The 17,739-nt window shown below is 53.1% G+C and carries 16 protein-coding genes; 11 read left to right on the top strand and 5 right to left on the bottom strand.

The genetic code is table 11. The annotated features are described in order from the left end of the window. Positions 1-13 precede the first annotated feature (13 nt). A complete protein-coding gene (locus HU175_RS17345; RefSeq protein WP_228724191.1) occupies positions 14-907 on the top strand; it encodes a LytR/AlgR family response regulator transcription factor in 894 nt (297 codons plus the stop codon). A 74-nt stretch (positions 908-981) separates the two neighbouring features. On the opposite strand, the gene HU175_RS17340 is transcribed toward HU175_RS17345, so the two are convergent. Together HU175_RS17340 and HU175_RS17335 are read right to left on the bottom strand one after the other, a co-directional pair. Next, positions 982-2,691, bottom strand: a complete 1,710-nt coding sequence (locus HU175_RS17340) for a GMC oxidoreductase (protein WP_176567787.1) — start codon at positions 2,689-2,691, stop codon at positions 982-984. Positions 2,692-2,733: 42 nt separating this feature from the next. After that, positions 2,734-3,288 (bottom strand): gluconate 2-dehydrogenase subunit 3 family protein, encoded by a 555-nt coding sequence (locus tag HU175_RS17335; protein ID WP_176567786.1) that lies wholly within the window; start codon positions 3,286-3,288, stop codon positions 2,734-2,736. 415 nt (positions 3,289-3,703) lie between these two features. On the opposite strand from HU175_RS17335, the gene hisG reads away from it, so the two are divergent. From hisG to HU175_RS17285, 10 genes are all read left to right on the top strand, one after another. Further along, complete coding sequence (gene hisG, locus HU175_RS17330; RefSeq protein ID WP_176567785.1) at positions 3,704-4,564, top strand: ATP phosphoribosyltransferase; 861 nt, start codon at positions 3,704-3,706, stop codon at positions 4,562-4,564. 119 nt (positions 4,565-4,683) lie between these two features. Next, positions 4,684-5,973: a histidinol dehydrogenase gene (gene hisD, locus HU175_RS17325; protein ID WP_176567784.1), complete on the top strand. Its 1,290-nt coding sequence runs from the start codon at positions 4,684-4,686 to the stop codon at positions 5,971-5,973. Between the two features lie 35 nt (positions 5,974-6,008). Continuing rightward, positions 6,009-6,254, top strand: a complete 246-nt coding sequence (locus tag HU175_RS17320) for a hypothetical protein (protein WP_176567783.1) — start codon at positions 6,009-6,011, stop codon at positions 6,252-6,254. Next, on the top strand, positions 6,251-6,631 hold the full coding sequence (locus HU175_RS17315; protein WP_176567782.1) for a type II toxin-antitoxin system VapC family toxin: 381 nt from the start codon (positions 6,251-6,253) through the stop codon (positions 6,629-6,631). The genes HU175_RS17320 and HU175_RS17315 overlap by 4 nt, the downstream gene beginning before the upstream one ends. Beyond that, positions 6,628-7,128, top strand: coding sequence for a peptide deformylase (locus tag HU175_RS17310; RefSeq protein WP_176567781.1), 501 nt, complete (start codon positions 6,628-6,630; stop codon positions 7,126-7,128). The genes HU175_RS17315 and HU175_RS17310 overlap by 4 nt, the downstream gene beginning before the upstream one ends. Positions 7,129-7,236: 108 nt before the next feature. After that, entirely contained in the window at positions 7,237-8,370 is a 1,134-nt protein-coding gene (gene hisC / locus HU175_RS17305) for a histidinol-phosphate transaminase (protein ID WP_176567780.1), read from the top strand. 21 nt (positions 8,371-8,391) lie between these two features. After that, entirely contained in the window at positions 8,392-8,922 is a 531-nt protein-coding gene (locus HU175_RS17300) for a hypothetical protein (protein ID WP_176567779.1), read from the top strand. Between the two features lie 125 nt (positions 8,923-9,047). After that, positions 9,048-12,407, top strand: a complete 3,360-nt coding sequence (locus HU175_RS17295; protein ID WP_176567778.1) for a UvrD-helicase domain-containing protein — start codon at positions 9,048-9,050, stop codon at positions 12,405-12,407. Between the two features lie 10 nt (positions 12,408-12,417). Continuing rightward, entirely contained in the window at positions 12,418-13,320 is a 903-nt protein-coding gene (locus tag HU175_RS17290) for a phosphatase PAP2 family protein (protein WP_176567777.1), read from the top strand. Positions 13,321-13,362: 42 nt separating this feature from the next. Continuing rightward, positions 13,363-14,322 (top strand): methylenetetrahydrofolate reductase, encoded by a 960-nt coding sequence (locus HU175_RS17285; RefSeq protein WP_176567776.1) that lies wholly within the window; start codon positions 13,363-13,365, stop codon positions 14,320-14,322. A gap of 96 nt (positions 14,323-14,418) precedes the next feature. Here the strand turns inward: HU175_RS17285 and HU175_RS17280 are convergent, their stop codons facing one another. From HU175_RS17280 to HU175_RS17270, 3 genes are all read right to left on the bottom strand, one after another. Further along, positions 14,419-14,988: a type 1 glutamine amidotransferase domain-containing protein gene (locus HU175_RS17280; RefSeq protein ID WP_176567775.1), complete on the bottom strand. Its 570-nt coding sequence runs from the start codon at positions 14,986-14,988 to the stop codon at positions 14,419-14,421. 148 nt (positions 14,989-15,136) lie between these two features. After that, positions 15,137-15,583, bottom strand: a complete 447-nt coding sequence (locus HU175_RS17275) for a nucleotidyltransferase (protein ID WP_176567774.1) — start codon at positions 15,581-15,583, stop codon at positions 15,137-15,139. Positions 15,584-15,848: 265 nt separating this feature from the next. Beyond that, positions 15,849-17,558, bottom strand: coding sequence for a glutamine--tRNA ligase/YqeY domain fusion protein (locus HU175_RS17270; protein ID WP_176567773.1), 1,710 nt, complete (start codon positions 17,556-17,558; stop codon positions 15,849-15,851). Between the last annotated feature and the right edge of the window lie 181 nt (positions 17,559-17,739).

Raw genomic sequence — 17,739 nt, 5'->3', positions numbered from 1 at the left:
AAGCTTCGACGGAATGGCTATTTTTGCCCATATGCTTGCTCGTGTTCGTCAGTTTCTCAATCGGCCCCTGGCTGAAGATTTTAGCCTAAAAACACAGTTTAGCCTGTCCATGCAGGCTGCTGTCTATGTCTTTATTTTTGTCAGTCTGTTGAATAGCCCGTTCAATCACTTCGACCGGCTCTATGCCATCGCGCTGCTAGCGGTTGGCGTACTGGCAAGCGCTTTGCTGATGAATGTACTCGTGCCGAAACTACTGCCGGTAGTCTATGACGAAGAGCGCTGGACCGTCGGGAAGCATATGCTGCACACGTTATTTGTGCTGCTGGTCATCAGTGTAAGTAATCAGTTGATTCTGGCAGGGCTGGACGCTGATCGCCCTAACTTTGTGCAGATGTACCTGTACGTCACGATTATCGGTTTCTTTCCCATTATGCTGGGGGTGTTTGTCGCTGAGAAACGGCGTCTGAAACGGAATCTGGCTCAGGTGTCAACCCTCAACGCCCAGTTCGATCAACTACACGTACCCGTCGTTCCTGCCGCTGAGCCTGAGCTACCCAAATCCATTCTGCTGGTTTCCGAAACCGGCAATGAGCGCCTGAGTATACTGCCGAATCAACTGCTTTACGTCGAATCGGTGGGTAATTACGTCGAGGTGTACTGGTTGAATTTCATGTTCCCGCAGAAAACGGTCCTGCGCAGTACGCTCAAAACGGTGGAAGCCGCCCTGGCTGATCATTCGCAGTTCCTGCGCTGTCACCGAGCGTTTATCGTGAATCTGAAAGCGATCAATCACACGAGTGGTAACGCCCGCGGCTACCAGTTACAGGTTAGCGGTTCCGACCGCGAGATTCCTGTCTCGCGCAGCTACTTGGCCGCCTTCGATGAGCGAATGGCTGAACTGGTATAAATCAGAAACGTACCGTCTATCATCCTTACATAGAATGACAGACAGTACGCTTCTGAAAAAGAGAAAACATTACGTTACAGATTTCGTGCTTTGAGCTGGGCCACAGCGTGGTCGGCGGCACGGGCGGTTAGCGCCATGTATGTCAGCGATGGATTCACGTTCGAGGCTGAGGTCATGCCCGAGCCGTCCGTTACAAATACGTTTTTGCAGGCGTGGACCTGGTTGAACTTGTTCAACACCGAGGTCTTCGGGTCTTTACCCATGCGGGCCGTCCCCATCTCGTGAATGCCCAGTCCCATGTGGGCCACGGGATTGTCGTAGGCGACCACGTTCTTGAAACCAGCTGCTTCGAGCATTTCAGCCCCGTCGTTCATGATGTCTTTCCGCATGGCCCGCTCGTTTTCGCCGAAGTCAGCGTCAAAAACGACCTGCGGCTGCCCCCACTTATCGAGCTGGTTATTGTCGAGATAGAATCGATTGTTCGGGTCGGGAAGTACTTCACCGAAACCGCTGAGATTAATTTTCCAGGGACCCGGCTGCGTCATTTTCTTTTTGAAATCGGCCCCAAAACCCGTTTCGGCAGCCCCCCGCGACCAATCAGCCCGGGATGCCCCGCCCTGATAGCCAAATCCCCGGAGGTAATCCCGTTTATCATTTCCCCAGTTGCGGAAGCGCGGAATGTACAAACTTCCCGGCCGGGCACCGAAGTAGTAATCGTTCTCAAAACCGTCGATATCAGCCCGGGCACCGATGGCCAGGTGATGGTCCATCAGATTGCGGCCTAGCTGATCGCTGTCGTTGCCCAGCCCGTTGGGGAAGCGGGCCGATTTGGAGTTCATCAGAATTGATGTCGACCCAATAGTGCCCGCATTCAGGAAAATTACCTTGGCGTAGAACTCCCGCACCTCCATTGTATTCTGATCAATGACCCGTACGCCTTTTGCTTTCTGCGCTTTGTCATCGAGGATGATCTCCTGCACAATCGCGTTGTGCACAACCGTCAGCCGATTAGTCTGACGGGCGGCAGGCAACGTAGCGGCTAGCGAACTGAAATAAGCCCCAAACGGACAGCCCCGTGTGCAGCGGTTGCGAAACTGACAGCTCGCCCGTCCTAGCGCGGTGTGCCACGGTTGGGGGTTGGTCAGGTGCGCCACCCGCCCGATGGTGATGGGCCGGTTTAGTTTCTGCGCTACGGAGTTTTTCAGGTGAATCTCGGGCGCGGTCATGGCCATCCCCGGCTGGAAATGACTATCCGGCAGTACGGCCAGTTTCTCGGCCTGGCCGCTAATACCAACGAATTTTTCGACGTACGAATACCAGGGCACCAGGTCTTCGTACCGGATGGGCCAGTCGATGCCGATGCCCTGCTTGGCATTGGCCAGAAAATCTTCCTGATTCCAGCGGTAGGTATGTTTCCCCCACACAAGCGATTTGCCGCCGGTATGGTACGCCCGAATCCAGTTGAAGGGCCGTTTCTGGACGTATGGGTGCTCCTTATCGTTGGTGAACATATACTGCGAGCCTTCCTTGGCCGAGAAGTACATCGTCGCGTAATGTTCCTCGGCGGCTACGTTGCTGATCTTACCCCGGTGCTCGAACTCCCAGGGGTCTTTAAAAGCCGTTTTGTAATCTTCGACGTGCTTTATTTCATAGCCCCGTTCGAGCATCAGCACTTTCAGCCCTTTCTCAGTAAGTTCTTTGGCGGCCCAGCCCCCCGTCATACCCGAGCCAACTACAATGGCGTCGTACGTCTGTCCTTGATCCGCTTTTATATTCAGATTCATCGTGTTCAGTGAGTCAAAGAGTGGATGTGTGATACGTTGCTGTTAAGCCTGGTTGCCATACATAAAATCTTTCTGGCCGGGCTTGATTTTGATAGCTTCGAACCTGCCCGGAATTGGTTGGTAGTCAAACGAGGCTTTGATACCGGCTTCCGAGGTATAGTAGACCAGCAGCGTTAGTTCTTTCGTGATGAGCCAGAAGGATGGACTGCCATCTTTCGGCGCATCGGCTTCAATCTGTCTCAACGTCGCCGTTTGCTCCCCGGGTGATAATTTCAGAAAGCCTTTCTTTTCCAGTCCGTCGACGCCCATTAGAAACGCATCCTGGGCGGGCTTTTTATAACAATCGCGTAGCATCACCTCCATAAAGTCGGGTACACCCGCGTCGACAGCGCCCGGTGTGTCGGTGCGGGGAATGATGAGGTCGGCAACGCGCGCCATAATTTCATGCTGCGTTTCGGTCAGGAAAGCGCCTGTCTGGTGGACTGCGTTTGGGGAAAGACTCATTTCCTGCCACCGATTCATGGCCTGAATCGTCGGTGCGGAGAAAACTCCGCCTAGTATCCAGGCTACGTGCGTTACTGCTTCCCGTCTGGTCATTGCTGTTTGATTACGTTAGACTAGTCTTTTTCGTGGCTCTATCTTCTAAAAGGCCAGCGCAGCGATTTAATACTTTCCTCTGGTGGGGGCTACTCATCTGTAGAGAAATTCGCTTGCGAGCTCTACGGCGCCATAAATTGTCATGAGAGCCGAATACTATTGATTTATAGGTGCCAATCCATATCGGTCGGGAATTCACTTGTGCAATAAACCGGGCCCTATTACCTTTGCGTCATGCTTTCACAACGGGCCGCTGCTTCTTTCTTCCGACATCGTCGCCATCATCATGGCTGCTAAGCCGCGCGACCAATCCGTTGGACCGTTGTATTTCCCTTATTTTTGCCCTCTCAACTTAGTAAATCCGGATGCCGAGCGCTTGCGCTGGTCATGAACGATTTGTCTGTTTTCCTGAATTATGGCTTCTGTATTGCGTATTGCCTTACAAAAATCGGGTCGGCTAAGCGAAGACTCGTACCAACTGTTTAAAGAGTGCGGTATCCGCTTCGATTACGGGACTGGTAAGCTCCGGTCCATTTCCTCTAATTTTCCCGCTGAGTTTCTGTTCCTGCGCGACGACGATATTCCGGGCTACGTCGAAGATGGCGTGGCTGATCTGGGTATTGTTGGCGAGAACGTAGCGGTTGAAACCGGACGCCCGGTAGAAACGGTGCACCGACTGGGCTTTTCCAAGTGCCGCCTATCGATTGCCATATCACGAGGGACAGAGTGGGAGGGACTGCATCAACTGAATGGGAAGAATATCGCTACGTCGTATCCCAACCTGCTGGGCAACTATCTGGCTCAGAAAGGCGTACAGGCTAACATTCACGAAATCAGTGGCTCGGTTGAAATTGCGCCTAGTATCGGGCTGGCTGAAGCCGTCTGCGATATTGTCAGCTCGGGCAGTACGTTGCTGAGCAATGGCCTGATGGAAGTGGAAACGATTTTCCGCTCTGAAGCCATCCTGATTGCCCAGCCCGGTCTTTCCGACGACAAACAAGCACTGCTCGAAAAATTATTGTTCCGGATCAAGGCCGTGCAGGCCGCCAAGAATAATAAATACATCGTCCTGAACGCGCCCAACCACGCTATTGATCAGATTACAGCGCTGCTGCCGGGAATGAAAAGCCCAACCGTAACGCCCCTCGCGACGGAAGGCTGGAGTTCGGTGCATTCGGTGCTTAACGAGAACGAATTCTGGGAAAACATCGAAGCCATCCGCTCCGCCGGAGCCGAAGGAATTCTGGTTATCCCCATTGAGAAAATGATTTATTAGAAAGGAGGAAGGGGAGGAGGGGGAAGAAAGGGAGAAGGTAAACGAACATAATGTAGCTTTCGTTGTCGATCCTCCCTTTCCTCCCTTTCTTCCCCCTCCTCCCTTTCCTCCTTCAAAAAATGAACATCATCTCTTTCCCGGCCCGCGCTGACTGGCCGGCGTTGCTGGCCCGGCCGGTGCAGTCGACAAAGCAGATCGAAGCCATTGTTGCCCCTATTCTGGCGCAGGTACAGGAGCAGGGTGATGCGGCTCTGGTTGAATTGGCGAAAAAATTTGACAAAGTCGATTTGTCTGAAACGGGGCTGCTGGTGCCAGACGAGCAGTGGAAAACTGCCGGTGAGCGACTTGACGATACGTTAAAAAAAGCCATCCAGCAGGCTTACCAGAACATCCGGCTTTTTCACGAAAAGCAGAAACAACCCATCGAGAAAATCGAAACGATGCCGGGGGTAACCTGCTGGCGGAAAAGCGTTGGCATCGAAAAGGTTGGCTTGTACATCCCGGGCGGTACGGCCCCTTTGTTCAGCACCGTGCTGATGTTGGGTGTTCCGGCGCAACTGGCGGGCTGTCGTGAAGTGGTGTTATGTACCCCCAGCGATCACCCGGCTATTTATTTCGCAGCCAGTCTGGTGGGCGTCACGAAAGTCTTTCGCATTGGCGGGGCACAGGCCGTTGCGGCTATGGCCTATGGAACAACGTCAGTGCCACAGGTGTACAAAATCTTCGGCCCCGGTAACCAGTACGTAACAGCGGCCAAAATGCTGGTGGCAAAGGAAGGTGTGGCCATCGACATGCCCGCTGGCCCGAGTGAGGTGGCCGTTTATGCCGACGATTCGGCCGTTCCCGCCTTCGTAACGGCTGATTTGCTGTCGCAGGCGGAACACGGGGCCGATAGTCAAGTGTTGCTGGTATCGACGAGTAAGAAAATGGTCGAGCTGGTGAACATCGCGCTGGTATCGCAACTGGAAAAACTATCCCGTCGCGACATGGCGGCTAAGGCCCTGCAAAATAGCAAAGCCATTCTGGTGGGCAGTCAGGCCGAAGCGATTGAGTTGCTCAATACTTACGCGGCCGAGCACTTAATTTTAAGTGTCGAGAATGCCGAGGAAGTAGCTGAACAGATCACCAACGCCGGATCGATTTTTCTGGGCAACTACACACCCGAATCTGCTGGAGACTATGCGTCGGGCACAAACCATACGCTGCCGACCAACGGTTTTGCCCGTGCCTACAGTGGCGTGTCGCTGGATAGTTTCGTGAAGAAAATCACGATGCAGCACATTACGCCCCAGGGACTCCGGCAGGTTGGTCCCGTGGTAGAAGCGATGGCCGAAGCTGAGTCGCTGGACGCGCACAAGCGGGCCGTTAGTCTGCGGCTGGCGAGCTTGGCCGAAGCAAAACCCGTCTGAGTTTGTTATCTTGCTACGAACAGAACAAGGAGCTAATGAGCCAGTTACTAATCGAAATTGATTCGCCGGAGGACGAAGCCCTGTTATTGCAGTTGCTCTCTCGTCTTAATGTTCGGGTTGTACCTCAGAAAAATGAGAGTTTGATTGCTAGAAAGACGGCCTTCATGGCGGCTATTGACCAGCTACAGAAGAGTAACATAGCAGAGATATATGGCGATGCCGCTGAGTGGCAACGTGAAATTCGCAGTTGGGATCGGGTTCTTGACGGTCGGGAAGAATGATTGTTGATAGTAATGTCATTATTTACGCGATTCAGCCTAACCGTGATGCGCTATTGCAGTATCTGTTAGATAGAATAGATGCGATTCATGTTTCGGCTATTACCAAGCTCGAAGTAGTTGGTTTTCATCGCTTGAATGACGTAGAAAAAGACCAGTTTGAGACGTTTTTTGATCTCATTAAGGTTGTCGATATTTCTGCCGCGGTCATCAGTACCGCCATCCGGCTACGGCAGCAACGTCGGCGCTCGCTGGGAGACTCTATCATTGCGGCTACAGCTTTGTTGTACAATTTGCCCGTACTGACCCATAATGTAGCCGATTTCTCGACTGTTGACGGCCTGCAGATAATCAGCCTGGCCGAAGTAATGAACGCATGAAACACCTCGCTGATCTACTCCTGCTGGGTGATCCCCGTCTGTACGAAACCTGCGAACCTGTGCTGGAATCAGAGCTACCGCTGGTGCCGGACTGGGTATCGGATCTGCACAACGTCATGGAGGAAATTCGGGCGAAATACCGGTTCGGGCGGGGGATTGCCGCCCCGCAGCTGGGCATTATGAAGCGGCTGATTTATCTCAATATTGATAGACCCACGGTCATTATCAACCCGGAATTAACGTCAGTAAGTGACGAAATGGGCGACCTGTGGGACGATTGTATGAGCTTCCCGAATCTGCTGGTTCACGTCCGGCGACACCGGAACCTGACGCTATCGTTTCGTAACGAGTACTGGCAACCACAAACCTGGAACGTAACGGATTGGGGCCTGTCTGAGCTGATTCAACACGAGTACGACCACCTGAACGGGGTGCTTTGTACGATGCGGGCTGTGGATAAGCTAGCATTTCGCTGGCGGCCGACGCCGATATCATAAGCAGTACAATTATCTTCTGAATATAACGCAGGCGTTTTTCCCGACATACAACTCATTTCGGTCGAACCCATTACGTTCGATCCTAGATTTTTTTCAGAAATTAAACTGATGCAAGCCTTCAATCTTCAATCGCTCCTGCGCCCGCACATTCTTAGTCTCAAACCGTATTCGTCTGCGCGGGATGAGTATACGGGTAAAGAGGGGGTGTTCCTGGATGCTAACGAAAATCCACTCGGCTCGGTCACGGAGTCGGGTAATTACAACCGATATCCTGATCCTTACCAGTGGGCAATCAAACAGCGACTGGCTCCCATCAAACACGTAGCGCCCGAGCAGATCTTTCTGGGTAACGGATCCGACGAAGCCATCGATCTGCTGATCCGGGCAACCTGTCGGCCGGGTATCGACTCCATCCTGATTATGCCGCCCACCTACGGTATGTACGAAGTGTCGGCGGGTGTCAATGACGTAGCGATTACGAAAGTCCCGCTGACGCCCGATTTTCAGGTGAATACCGACGCTGTTCTGGCTAATATCACCGAAACGACAAAACTGATTTTCTTCTGCTCGCCCAACAACCCATCGGGTAACCTGCTGTCGGCGGAGGCAATCCGAACGGTACTCGAAGCTGCTCAGCAGTCATTGGTGATCGTGGACGAGGCATACATTGATTTTGCCGATACGCCGTCGTGGACCAATGAACTGGCAAACTATCCGAACCTGCTGGTCATGCAGACCTTCTCGAAGGCCTGGGGGCTGGCGGCTCTGCGACTGGGGATGTGCTTTGCTTCTGAAGAGTTGATTCGGGTACTGAACAAAATCAAGCCGCCCTATAATATCTCGGCCCCCACGCAGGAACTGGCGCTGGAAGCCCTCGCGCACGAGGCTGGTAAGAACGAGTTGGTTGCTAAGATTTTGGAACAACGGGCGATTTTGGCCGAAAATCTGCGTTCTTTGCCGACGGTGCAGGTAATTCATCCCTCCGATGCCAACTTTCTGCTTGTTCAGTTTGACAACGCTTTTGCCGTTTTCGAACACCTGATTCAGGAGCAGGTAATCGTACGAGATCGGTCAAAAGTTACGTTATGTGAGGGATGTCTGCGGATTTCGGTGGGTACGCAGCCCGAAAATGAACGGCTAATGGAGGTGCTCCGAAATCGGTTGAATGCGCCGATCTCCACAGACTTGCCCCTCGGAACGGGCGAAGTAGCCACGAAACCGGAGCTGGTGTCGAACGCCTGATTGTTATCCAATAAAGTGTGTATGAGAAAACTGTTTCTGCTTTTTACGCTGGCTGCCCTGGGTGGACTGGCACTGCCGCATCGGGCGATGGCCCAGTACAACAACTGGTCGGTTGGGTTTCGTATCGGAGAGCCCGCTGGCGTCAACGTCCGAAAATACTTTGGTAGTAACCACGCCTTTGACCTGAACGTTGGTACGTATGGTGGGCTGTACGGCACCCGCCGGAGCTACCGGACCGGCACCTACCGAAGTGTTGGTCTGAGCATTCAGGGACATTATATTACCCATAAGTCGCTGACCAGCAGCGAAAGCATTCGGGCGTACTACGGGCTGGGTGGACAGATCAACACCCGGAGGTATTACCCCCCCCGTCTGAATGGTGAATTCGAGAACGCTTTGTCGATTGGTGCGTCGGGTGTGGGGGGACTAGAATTCTTTCCACCCAACAAGCCGTATTCATTTTTCCTGGAAGGTGGCGGCTACGTCGAACTGCTCCAGGCGCCCTTTTTCCTGAACCTGAATACAGGATTAGGATTGCGGTATAATTTTTAAAATTAGGAGAATGGAGGAAGGGGAACAAGGAGAAAGAAAGTATTTGAACGGGTACCTATGAGCAAAACGCCCCCTCTTAGTCATCCTTTCTCCTTGTTCCCCTTCCTCCATTCTCCTTTTTGTCCATGTTCAAAATCTATAGCTCATCGGCCGGGTCGGGGAAGACGTATACACTGACGAAAGAGTACCTGAAACTGGCACTCCGTCCCGGTGCGAGCAACGATTACTTCAAACATATTCTGGCGGTTACGTTCACAAATGCAGCCGCCAACGAAATGAAGGATCGGATTCTGAAGAACCTGATGGCATTGGCCAGTCCGGAGCAGAATCCGCCCTTGTTGAACGTACTCGTTGAGGAGTTGCACGAGCTAACGCCCGGAACAGATGCGTTCGAGATTGCTAAAGGGGACCTCCGAAAGCAAGCCGACCGGGTTTTCAAGACCATCCTGCACTGCTACGCCGATTTCAGCGTAACGACCATTGACTCATTTACCCAGCGAATCGTAACCGCTTTTACCGACGAACTGGGCTTACCCTATTCGTTTGAGGTCGAACTCGAAACCGACGAGGTGCTGGAACTGGCCATCGACAGCCTGATCGAGAAAGCGGGCGTTGATGAGATGGACGAGATCACGACCATTCTGAGTGAATATTACACCCATACCGCAGCCGAAGGCAACAGCTGGAATCAGCTACCCGAAGTGCTGAAAGAGTTTGGCCGGAATCTCACGTCGGATCAGTTTTATGAGGCCGTTAACGCTGCCCAGGCACTCACTCCTGCCGCCCTGCGTGCTATCCGGACGCAACTGCTGGATTACAATCGGCAGATTGAGCAGACCGTTGTGGCGCACGGACAGCGGGCCTGGAAACGGATTACTGATGCCGGTCTGGACGAAATGGACTTTTCTTATGGGGCCTCGGGGGTTGGTGGGTTCATCAAAGCCGTGGCTGCGGGGGAAGGAAAAAAAGAAGCGGGTGCCCGCGTTGCCAGCGCCCGCGACAAGGGCGAGTGGTATAGCAAGAAAGCCGCGAATCTGCTTAAGGAAACCATCGACGGGATGGTCGATGAACTGACCGACTGTCTGGTGCAGATTCAGACCGTTCAAGAGGAAAGCAGCCAGCAACTAGTGCTGTTCGATTGTCTGCTGCCCCACTTGCAAAAACTGGCCCTGCTGCGGCAGATGCGCATCGAGTTTGACGAACTGCTGCGTAAAGACGGCCGGGTGCATATCTCCGAATTCAACAAGAAAATCCTGGGTATCGTCGCGTCCGAACCGGTGCCGTTTCTGTTCGAGCGGCTGGGCGCTAAATACAACCATATTCTGGTTGATGAATTCCAGGATACGTCCCGGCTACAGTTCGCTAACCTGATGCCCCTCATCGAAAATGCGCTCGGCTTTCAGCATTTCAATCTGGCCGTGGGCGACGGCAAGCAGGCTATTTACCGCTTCCGGGGGGGCGACATGGACCAGATCGTGGCCCTGCACCGTAATGACTTGGAGAGTCTGAAGCTGGCCCATCAGCCTGGTTCGTGGACCGCCGACCGGATCGACGCGCTTAACGGACAGATCGAGCAGGAAGTGCTGGATACTAACTGGCGCAGTGCCGAACCCATCGTTACGTTCAACAATGAGTTCTTCGATTTCGCGGCCCGCGCCTTCGAGGGGACGTACGGGAAAATTGCCGACGTGTTCGACGCGAAACAGGAGTTTCAACAGAAAGCCCAGCCCGACGCCCGGCAAACGGGCCACGTGCAGATCGACTTTGTTGCCAAAGATGAGCTGGCAAATAAGGATCTGACGACGATGATGCTCGAAAAAACGATGACGCATCTGGAAAAGGCCCTCGCAGAGGGATACCAGTTTGGCGACATTGCGATTCTCTGCCGAAAGAAAGCTCACGCCCGCGCCCTGGCGAATGCATTGAACAGTCGTCAGATCCCACTCGTGTCGGCCGATTCACTGTCACTGGAGTTTTCGGACCCGGTCAAATGGATCGTGACGATTATGCAGTTGCTGCAACGACCCGATCAGGTACTGCTGCGGTATGAGCTGTTGTATCTGTACCATCGGGTGGTAAAAGGGATCTTCCCCGACGATGCGCTGACAGAGCAACTACGGGCAGTGGCCGACGACAGTGCCATCGATAAAGTCTACGCCTACCTGGCCGAGGAAGGGTACCCGCTCGATCCGTATGCGTTGGGACAACTGAATCCTTACGAACTGGCCGAGCGGTTGATTCACCAGTTTGACCTGTTCGAACAGGCCGAACATAATCCGTTTCTGTTCCGGTTTCTGGACGAAGTGCTGACCTTTAACCAGAAACGGAGCGGCCACCTGAGTGATTTTCTGCTGTATTGGGAAAGCGTTCGGGAGAAGATTTCGGTGGAAGGCGACGCCCGGAATGCCGTCAGTATCCAGACAATTCACAAATCCAAAGGACTCGAATACCCGGTTGTGATTATCCCATTCGCGAACTGGGACGTAACGCCTAACAGCCGGGGAACGATCTGGCTGGACCTGAGTGGGGTACAGTCGGATTTGCTGGCGTACCAGCTGGGGACTGGCGAAATAGCCCGATTGACCAGCGCTCCGGTTCATCCGAGAAATGATCTGAAAAAGACGCCGGACATCGTGGCGGAGCAGTACAACGACGAGGTAACCCGCACGTTTCTGGAGAATATGAACCTGCTCTACGTAGCGTTTACCCGCCCGACGAACCGATTGTACATCATCAGCGAAGCCAAAAAGGACTTTGATAAAAAAACGGATGCGACGAAGTCATCGACGATCGCGCACTGGCTGTATGCATTCCTGAAAGACAGCGATCTGGCGCAGCGGTGCGACAGTGGCTGGCTGGCGGAAAAGTCGGAATATATAATCAGCGAATGCGCAGATGCGTTCTCGCATCACTCGGTGTCCGAAACCGATGAGATCATTCTGGATGAGGTCATCAGCGGAAACCGGGGGCAGGATCTGCAATTACGTCGGCAGGCCGATCGCGTGTTCGACGTAGCAACCTTCGCCCGTACCCGCGAACACGACCGCAAACTCCAGGCGGCCCTGAGCCTGCTGAAAGGGATCGACAGCCTGGATAAAGCCCTGTGGCAACTCGTTCGGGAAGGGCTGTTGCGAACGTCGGAAACGGCGGGGTTCCGGCAGGAACTGGTGCATCTGATGACGCACCCTGACCTGGTTGATGTATTTGATCCAGCTCTACGCGTTGATACCGACCGGAGTATTCTGAGTAGACGGGGGAGTGGACGATCGCACGGAGCGCCCCACCGGGTCGTTCATAAATCCAGCACGCATGTCGTCCTGGTGCAGTATGCATCAATGTCAGATAACGAAGTCGGGAACGGGGCCGTTGATCCTGTCCGGACGCTACGTTATTTTACAGATCTATATCGCCAGATGGGCTTTGCCGAGGCCGAAGGGCGATTGGTGTACCTGACTGCCGAACCCAATGTGGTGCGGGTCGTTTAGCGCAAAAACTATGCTGCATCGTTTTCGAACGACAATTCCGTCGATCTGCCTGACTCTCTGGCTGAGTGTTAATACGCTGGTAGGTGTGGCCCAGCCTGGAGTGGCCCAGCCGATAGGTTCTGCACTGGTTCCGGCAACGCGTGCGGATCGCATTTCACCTTATCAGCTTACCACTCGCCGGGAACTCGTGCTGGCGGGAGCGGGCGTTGTCTCGCTGGGAACGTCAGCCGCGCTCACGCACCAACTTGATCTGCTTTCCCCCGCCGAAATTAACGCGCTCAGCCGAGGGAGTATCAACGCGTTTGATCGGGGTGCTACGTACCGCTGGAACCCGACCCTGGACCGGATAAGCGACGTGACCTTTGCCGGAAACGTAGCGCTGGTGGGGTTGCTGTCAGTTGGCACCCGACCCATGCGGCAGGATATTAAAACTGTGGCTGTGATGTATCTGGAAACAGCTTTGCTCACCAACGGGATCGGGCGAACCGTCAAGGCGGTTACGTTACGTACCCGGCCGTATGTGTATAATCCGGCGGCCCCGCTCGACGAGAAGGAGACCAAAGATGCCCGGCAGTCGTTTTTTTCGGGGCATGCGTCGAATGCCTTTGCCACGGCTGTGTTTACGAGTGAAGTGTTCCGGCATTATTTCCCGAACTCAGGCTGGAAACCTGTGGTCTGGGTTGGATCGTTAGGACTGGCGACGGCCACGGCAGTGTTCCGGTATGAAGCCGGACTACACTACCCAACCGATCTGCTGGTCGGGGCGGCTTTTGGTTCGCTGGTAGGCTGGGGAATTCCCAAACTACACGAAGTCAAAAACCGATCGTCGCTGGGGCAACGGCTGGACGTACAACCCTGGAGTAATGGGAGCGCCAATGGAATCTACCTGCGGTTATTAACGTTTTCCCGTTAGCTTTGCCCGCGTATTGACGCATTCGAACGCGTCGCTTTTACAATGACAAAAATTACCGAACACATTCAGGCCGCCAATGGGCAGCCAATCTTTTCCATTGAAGTGATTCCGCCGATCAAGGGCGACAACTTGAAGAACCTGCTCGACAACATCGAGCCGCTAATGGAGTTCAAACCACCGTTTGTGGATGTTACGTACCATCGCGAGGAATACATTGAACGACCTCTGCCGGACGGGACTATTCAGCGGATTGTTACCCGGAAGCGGCCCGGTACGGTGGGGATCTGTGCGGCCATCATGCACCGCTTTGGCGTCGATCCGGTACCGCACGTTCTCTGTGGCGGCTTTTCGCGCGATGAAACCGAAGATTTCCTGATTGACCTGCATTACCTCGGTATCGACAATGCACTAGTACTACGGGGTGATCCGGCCAAACCCTTTTCTACCTTCAAGGCAAAGGAAAACGGGTACACTTACGCCAGCGAGCTTGTAGAGCAGGTGGCGAATATGAACAAAGGAATTTATCTGCACGAAGAAGATACACCCCTATCGCCCAGTGATTTCTGCATAGGTGTAGCTGCTTACCCGGAGAAGCATTTTGAGGCCATGGATCACGATACGGACTTCGAATACCTGAGATACAAAGTCGATAAAGGGGCCGACTATATCGTGACGCAGATGTTTTTCGACAACGGAAAGTATTTTGATTTCGTCGAGCGCTGCCGTCAGGCGGGTATTATGGTACCCATCATACCGGGACTGAAACCGCTGGCAACCCGGCGCCAGCTGGAAATCCTGCCGAAGCTGTTTCACCTCGAAATGCCCGACGATCTGGTGCGTGCTGTACAGAGTTGCGAAAACGATCAGCAGGCTAAGCAGGTAGGTATTGAGTGGGGAATTCAGCAGGGACGCGAACTGATTGCGGCTGGGGCGCCCGTTCTACACTTCTATACGATGGGTAAAGCGGACAACGTCATGAAAATTGCCCGTGAGCTATTTTAAGGGTAAATAAACGAAGAAAGGACCTCAGTACTGAGGTCCTTTCTTCGTTTATTGTGATCTTTGCCAGAGTTCTGAACTCTGATAAAGATCAAGGTACTAGGCCACCGGTTTCGCTGTGACGTTCCGGGCAAATAGCTTCACCATTTCCCGGTTGAAGGCTGGAATGTCGTCGGGTTTGCGGCTCGATACCAGATTACCGTCAACGACAACTTCCTGATCGATCCAGTTGGCACCAGCGTTTTTCAGGTCTGTTTTAATCGATGGGTACGATGTCATGGTTTTACCGTTAACCACATCCGCTTCAATCAGCGTCATGGCCGCGTGACAAATGGCAGCAACGGGTTTGTTCGCATCAAAGAATGACTTCGCAAACTGAACCGCTTTCGGATCCATGCGGAGATGGTCGGGGTTCATGACGCCACCGGGCAGCAGCAGGGCATCATACTGGTCGGAATTAGTAGCATCAAGGGCCAGGTCCACGTCGAACGTTTCGCCCCAGTCGTCCATATCCCAGGCTTTTACGTCGCCCGATTTAGGAGCAATGATATGTACCGTCGCGCCTGCTTCCTGTAGCGCTTTGCGGGGTTCGGTCATTTCGACCTGCTCAAATCCTTCGGTTAAAAGAACGGCAACTTTCTTACCTGAGAGGTTTTGTTGATTGTCCATGTCGTTGAGTTATTTAAGTTTTGTTGTACTAGAATAACTACTCTATGGACTGAAAGGTTATGGACGCAAATGACCGATGAGTGTCTTTAAAAAAAGGAAATAAAGGGAGCCTCAAATTGCTAAAATGTCAGAATGTCTTGGCATTCTGCTAGTTATCAGCGGAGGGCAGGTTTTCTAAATCACGCAAGTCTTGGGGACGACCGGTAGCTGTTTTATTACGTATCAAATCTGGCAGGCTAATTACGTTGGTCGCTATCCCTTCAACCATCAATACTACTTTGTTCTGGTAGCACTCGTCAAATGTAACGCCCAGCGTGAAGGTCATCAAATCTATCCACTCGTCGTACCGATTGAAGGATAAATAATTGGGTACCGTTGTGAAGTCGCTGTGCTCGAACTCATCATTTTTGTAGCCGTATCGGTATAAAGCCCTGAGTAGCCGATCGGCATTATCAGAGCTAGGCCGAACAAAGATGTCGATGTCGCTGGTGGTGCGTAAATAGCCGTGAGCGATCACGGCATGACCGCCCAGAACTACATAATCAACGCCCTCTTCGTTGAATAGGCTTATTAGACTTAAGTACTTGTCCTCCATTTTCTAAAGGGGGATTAGCGGGATTGGCCCGATAGATTGCCTTTGCGCGCTGGATCAGCTTTAACGCAGCTGCCAGCCGCTCTTCCGGCGTTTTAGACCACCAGTAGGCTTTGTCGTAAGTCGGAATGTCCTCGAACGAACGGGATTTGTGAATCTGGCTCATGGCAGAAAGTTACGTAACATAACGACTTAAATCAAAAGAGGAACAATACCTGGCATATTGTTCCTCTTTTGATTGTTTAACGATGTTACCCCTTCCGAACGTTTATCCCTTCTTCTGCTCCTTCGCCCAGCCGTCTTTCAACGTAACGGTCCGGTTGAAGACAGGCCGGCCGGGTGTCGAGTCCGGGTCGAGGATAAAGTAGCCCTTCCGCATAAACTGGACTTTTAGATCCGGCTGCTTGTTAACGGCTTCAATGAGCGCTGGCTCGACAAAAGCGCGTACGACTTCGAGCGAATTCGGATTGATCAATTCTTTGAAATCGCGGGGGCGGCCTTCCGAATCATCCGCAGCCGGGTTTTCTACCGAGAAAAGCCGGTCGTACAACCGAACTTCGGCTTCGACCGCGTGCGGAACCGATACCCAGTGGATAGTCCCTTTCACGTTGATGCCCGACGTATCGGAACCGCTCCGGCTTTCAGGAATGTAGGTGCAATGTAGCTCGATGATTTCACCCGCGTTGTCCCTGACGACTTCCTCACACTTGATGATGTAAGCGCCCTTGAGCCGAACCATGCCACCCGGAAAAAGCCGGAAATATTTCTTCGGTGGATTTTCCATGAAGTCGTCCCGCTCAATGTATACCTCCCGGCTGAACGGCACCGCCCGCGTTCCCGAGTTCGGGTCTTCGGGGTTGTTTTCGATGTGCAGAATTTCTTCGCCCTGGGTGTAATTAGTGATAACCAGTTTCAGGGGTTTTTCATCGACTACGGCCATCACGCGGTCGGTGGTTTTGTTCAGCTCTTCGCGGATGCAGAATTCCAGCAGCCCTACGTCGATTAGGTTGTCGCGTTTGGCAATACCGATCCGGTCGGCAAACTCACGAATACTGGCGGGTGTGTATCCGCGCCGACGAATACCGGCAATCGTTGGCATCCGGGGATCGTCCCAGCCGCTGACGTGGCCTTCTTCGACCAGTTGTTTCAGTTTCCGCTTGCTCATGACCGTATAGGTCAGATTGAGCCGCGCAAACTCGATCTGCCGCGACGGGAAGAGGCTAAGCTGCTGGATAAACCAGTCGTAGAGCGGCCGGTGTACTTCAAATTCCAGCGTACAGAGCGAGTGAGTGATATGCTCAATGGCATCCGACTGGCCGTGGGCGAAATCGTACATCGGGTAGATGCACCAGGTATCGCCGGTCCGGTGATGATGCGCGTGTTTGATGCGGTAAATGATTGGGTCGCGGAGCTGCATGTTTGGCGAGGCCATGTCGACCTTCGCCCGTAACACCTTCGCGCCGTCGGGATAGTCGCCTGCTTTCATGCGCCGGAACAGGTCGAGGTTTTCGTCCACGCTCCGGTCGCGGTAAACACTCATGCGGCCGGGTTCGGTTGGCGTTCCCTTCTGGGCCGCAATTTCTTCCGCGGTGGAATCATCGACGTAAGCCAGCCCTTTTTGAATCAGCGTTTCCGCAAAGCTGTAGAGCTGATCGAAATAATCCGACGCGTAAAATTCGTTTTCCCAGTCGAAACCCAGCCAGCGCACGTCATTCTTAATCGAATCGACATACTCGGTATCTTCGGTGACGGGGTTGGTATCGTCGAACCGGAGATTGGTTTGCCCACCGTATTTGTCGGCCAGGCCAAAGTTCAGGCAGATTGATTTAGCGTGCCCAATGTGCAGATAGCCATTGGGTTCGGGTGGAAAACGGGTATGCACGCGACCACCGTTTTTGCCGGCAGCCAGATCTTCTTCAACAAACTGTTCAATAAAATTCAGCGACTTCTCGGAGGAGTCTTTCGGGGCTTCCGTCATAGCACGAGCAACTAATAATAGCCCGAAATTACGGCGATTGACCGGGTTTGACAAACGGAAGCGGCATTCTACCAATGAGTGGTTCGCGTTTGTCGATAATCACATACTTAAAAGCGTTCTTACAGTACTGTCTTTTTTGTCTAGCTAGCTGGATCAAAACGAGAATAACAGAAGTGTATCT

It is taken from the genome of Spirosoma sp. KUDC1026 (genome assembly GCF_013375035.1).
Taxonomy (GTDB): Bacteria; Bacteroidota; Bacteroidia; order Cytophagales; family Spirosomataceae; genus Spirosoma.
This window is presented reverse-complemented; position numbering and strand designations above follow the sequence as displayed.

Excerpts from the sequence above, each read along its gene's own strand:
- HU175_RS17345 (WP_228724191.1), top strand. The coding sequence starts at position 14 with ATGGCTATTTTTGCCCATATGCTTGCTCGTGTTCGTCAGTTTCTCAAT.
- HU175_RS17340 (WP_176567787.1), bottom strand. The coding sequence starts at position 2,691 with ATGAATCTGAATATAAAAGCGGATCAAGGACAGACGTACGACGCCATT.
- HU175_RS17335 (WP_176567786.1), bottom strand. The coding sequence starts at position 3,288 with ATGACCAGACGGGAAGCAGTAACGCACGTAGCCTGGATACTAGGCGGA.
- hisG (WP_176567785.1), top strand. The coding sequence starts at position 3,704 with ATGGCTTCTGTATTGCGTATTGCCTTACAAAAATCGGGTCGGCTAAGC.
- hisD (WP_176567784.1), top strand. The coding sequence starts at position 4,684 with ATGAACATCATCTCTTTCCCGGCCCGCGCTGACTGGCCGGCGTTGCTG.
- HU175_RS17320 (WP_176567783.1), top strand. The coding sequence starts at position 6,009 with ATGAGCCAGTTACTAATCGAAATTGATTCGCCGGAGGACGAAGCCCTG.
- HU175_RS17315 (WP_176567782.1), top strand. The coding sequence starts at position 6,251 with ATGATTGTTGATAGTAATGTCATTATTTACGCGATTCAGCCTAACCGT.
- HU175_RS17310 (WP_176567781.1), top strand. The coding sequence starts at position 6,628 with ATGAAACACCTCGCTGATCTACTCCTGCTGGGTGATCCCCGTCTGTAC.
- hisC (WP_176567780.1), top strand. The coding sequence starts at position 7,237 with ATGCAAGCCTTCAATCTTCAATCGCTCCTGCGCCCGCACATTCTTAGT.
- HU175_RS17300 (WP_176567779.1), top strand. The coding sequence starts at position 8,392 with ATGAGAAAACTGTTTCTGCTTTTTACGCTGGCTGCCCTGGGTGGACTG.
- HU175_RS17295 (WP_176567778.1), top strand. The coding sequence starts at position 9,048 with ATGTTCAAAATCTATAGCTCATCGGCCGGGTCGGGGAAGACGTATACA.
- HU175_RS17290 (WP_176567777.1), top strand. The coding sequence starts at position 12,418 with ATGCTGCATCGTTTTCGAACGACAATTCCGTCGATCTGCCTGACTCTC.
- HU175_RS17285 (WP_176567776.1), top strand. The coding sequence starts at position 13,363 with ATGACAAAAATTACCGAACACATTCAGGCCGCCAATGGGCAGCCAATC.
- HU175_RS17280 (WP_176567775.1), bottom strand. The coding sequence starts at position 14,988 with ATGGACAATCAACAAAACCTCTCAGGTAAGAAAGTTGCCGTTCTTTTA.
- HU175_RS17275 (WP_176567774.1), bottom strand. The coding sequence starts at position 15,583 with ATGGAGGACAAGTACTTAAGTCTAATAAGCCTATTCAACGAAGAGGGC.
- HU175_RS17270 (WP_176567773.1), bottom strand. The coding sequence starts at position 17,558 with ATGACGGAAGCCCCGAAAGACTCCTCCGAGAAGTCGCTGAATTTTATT.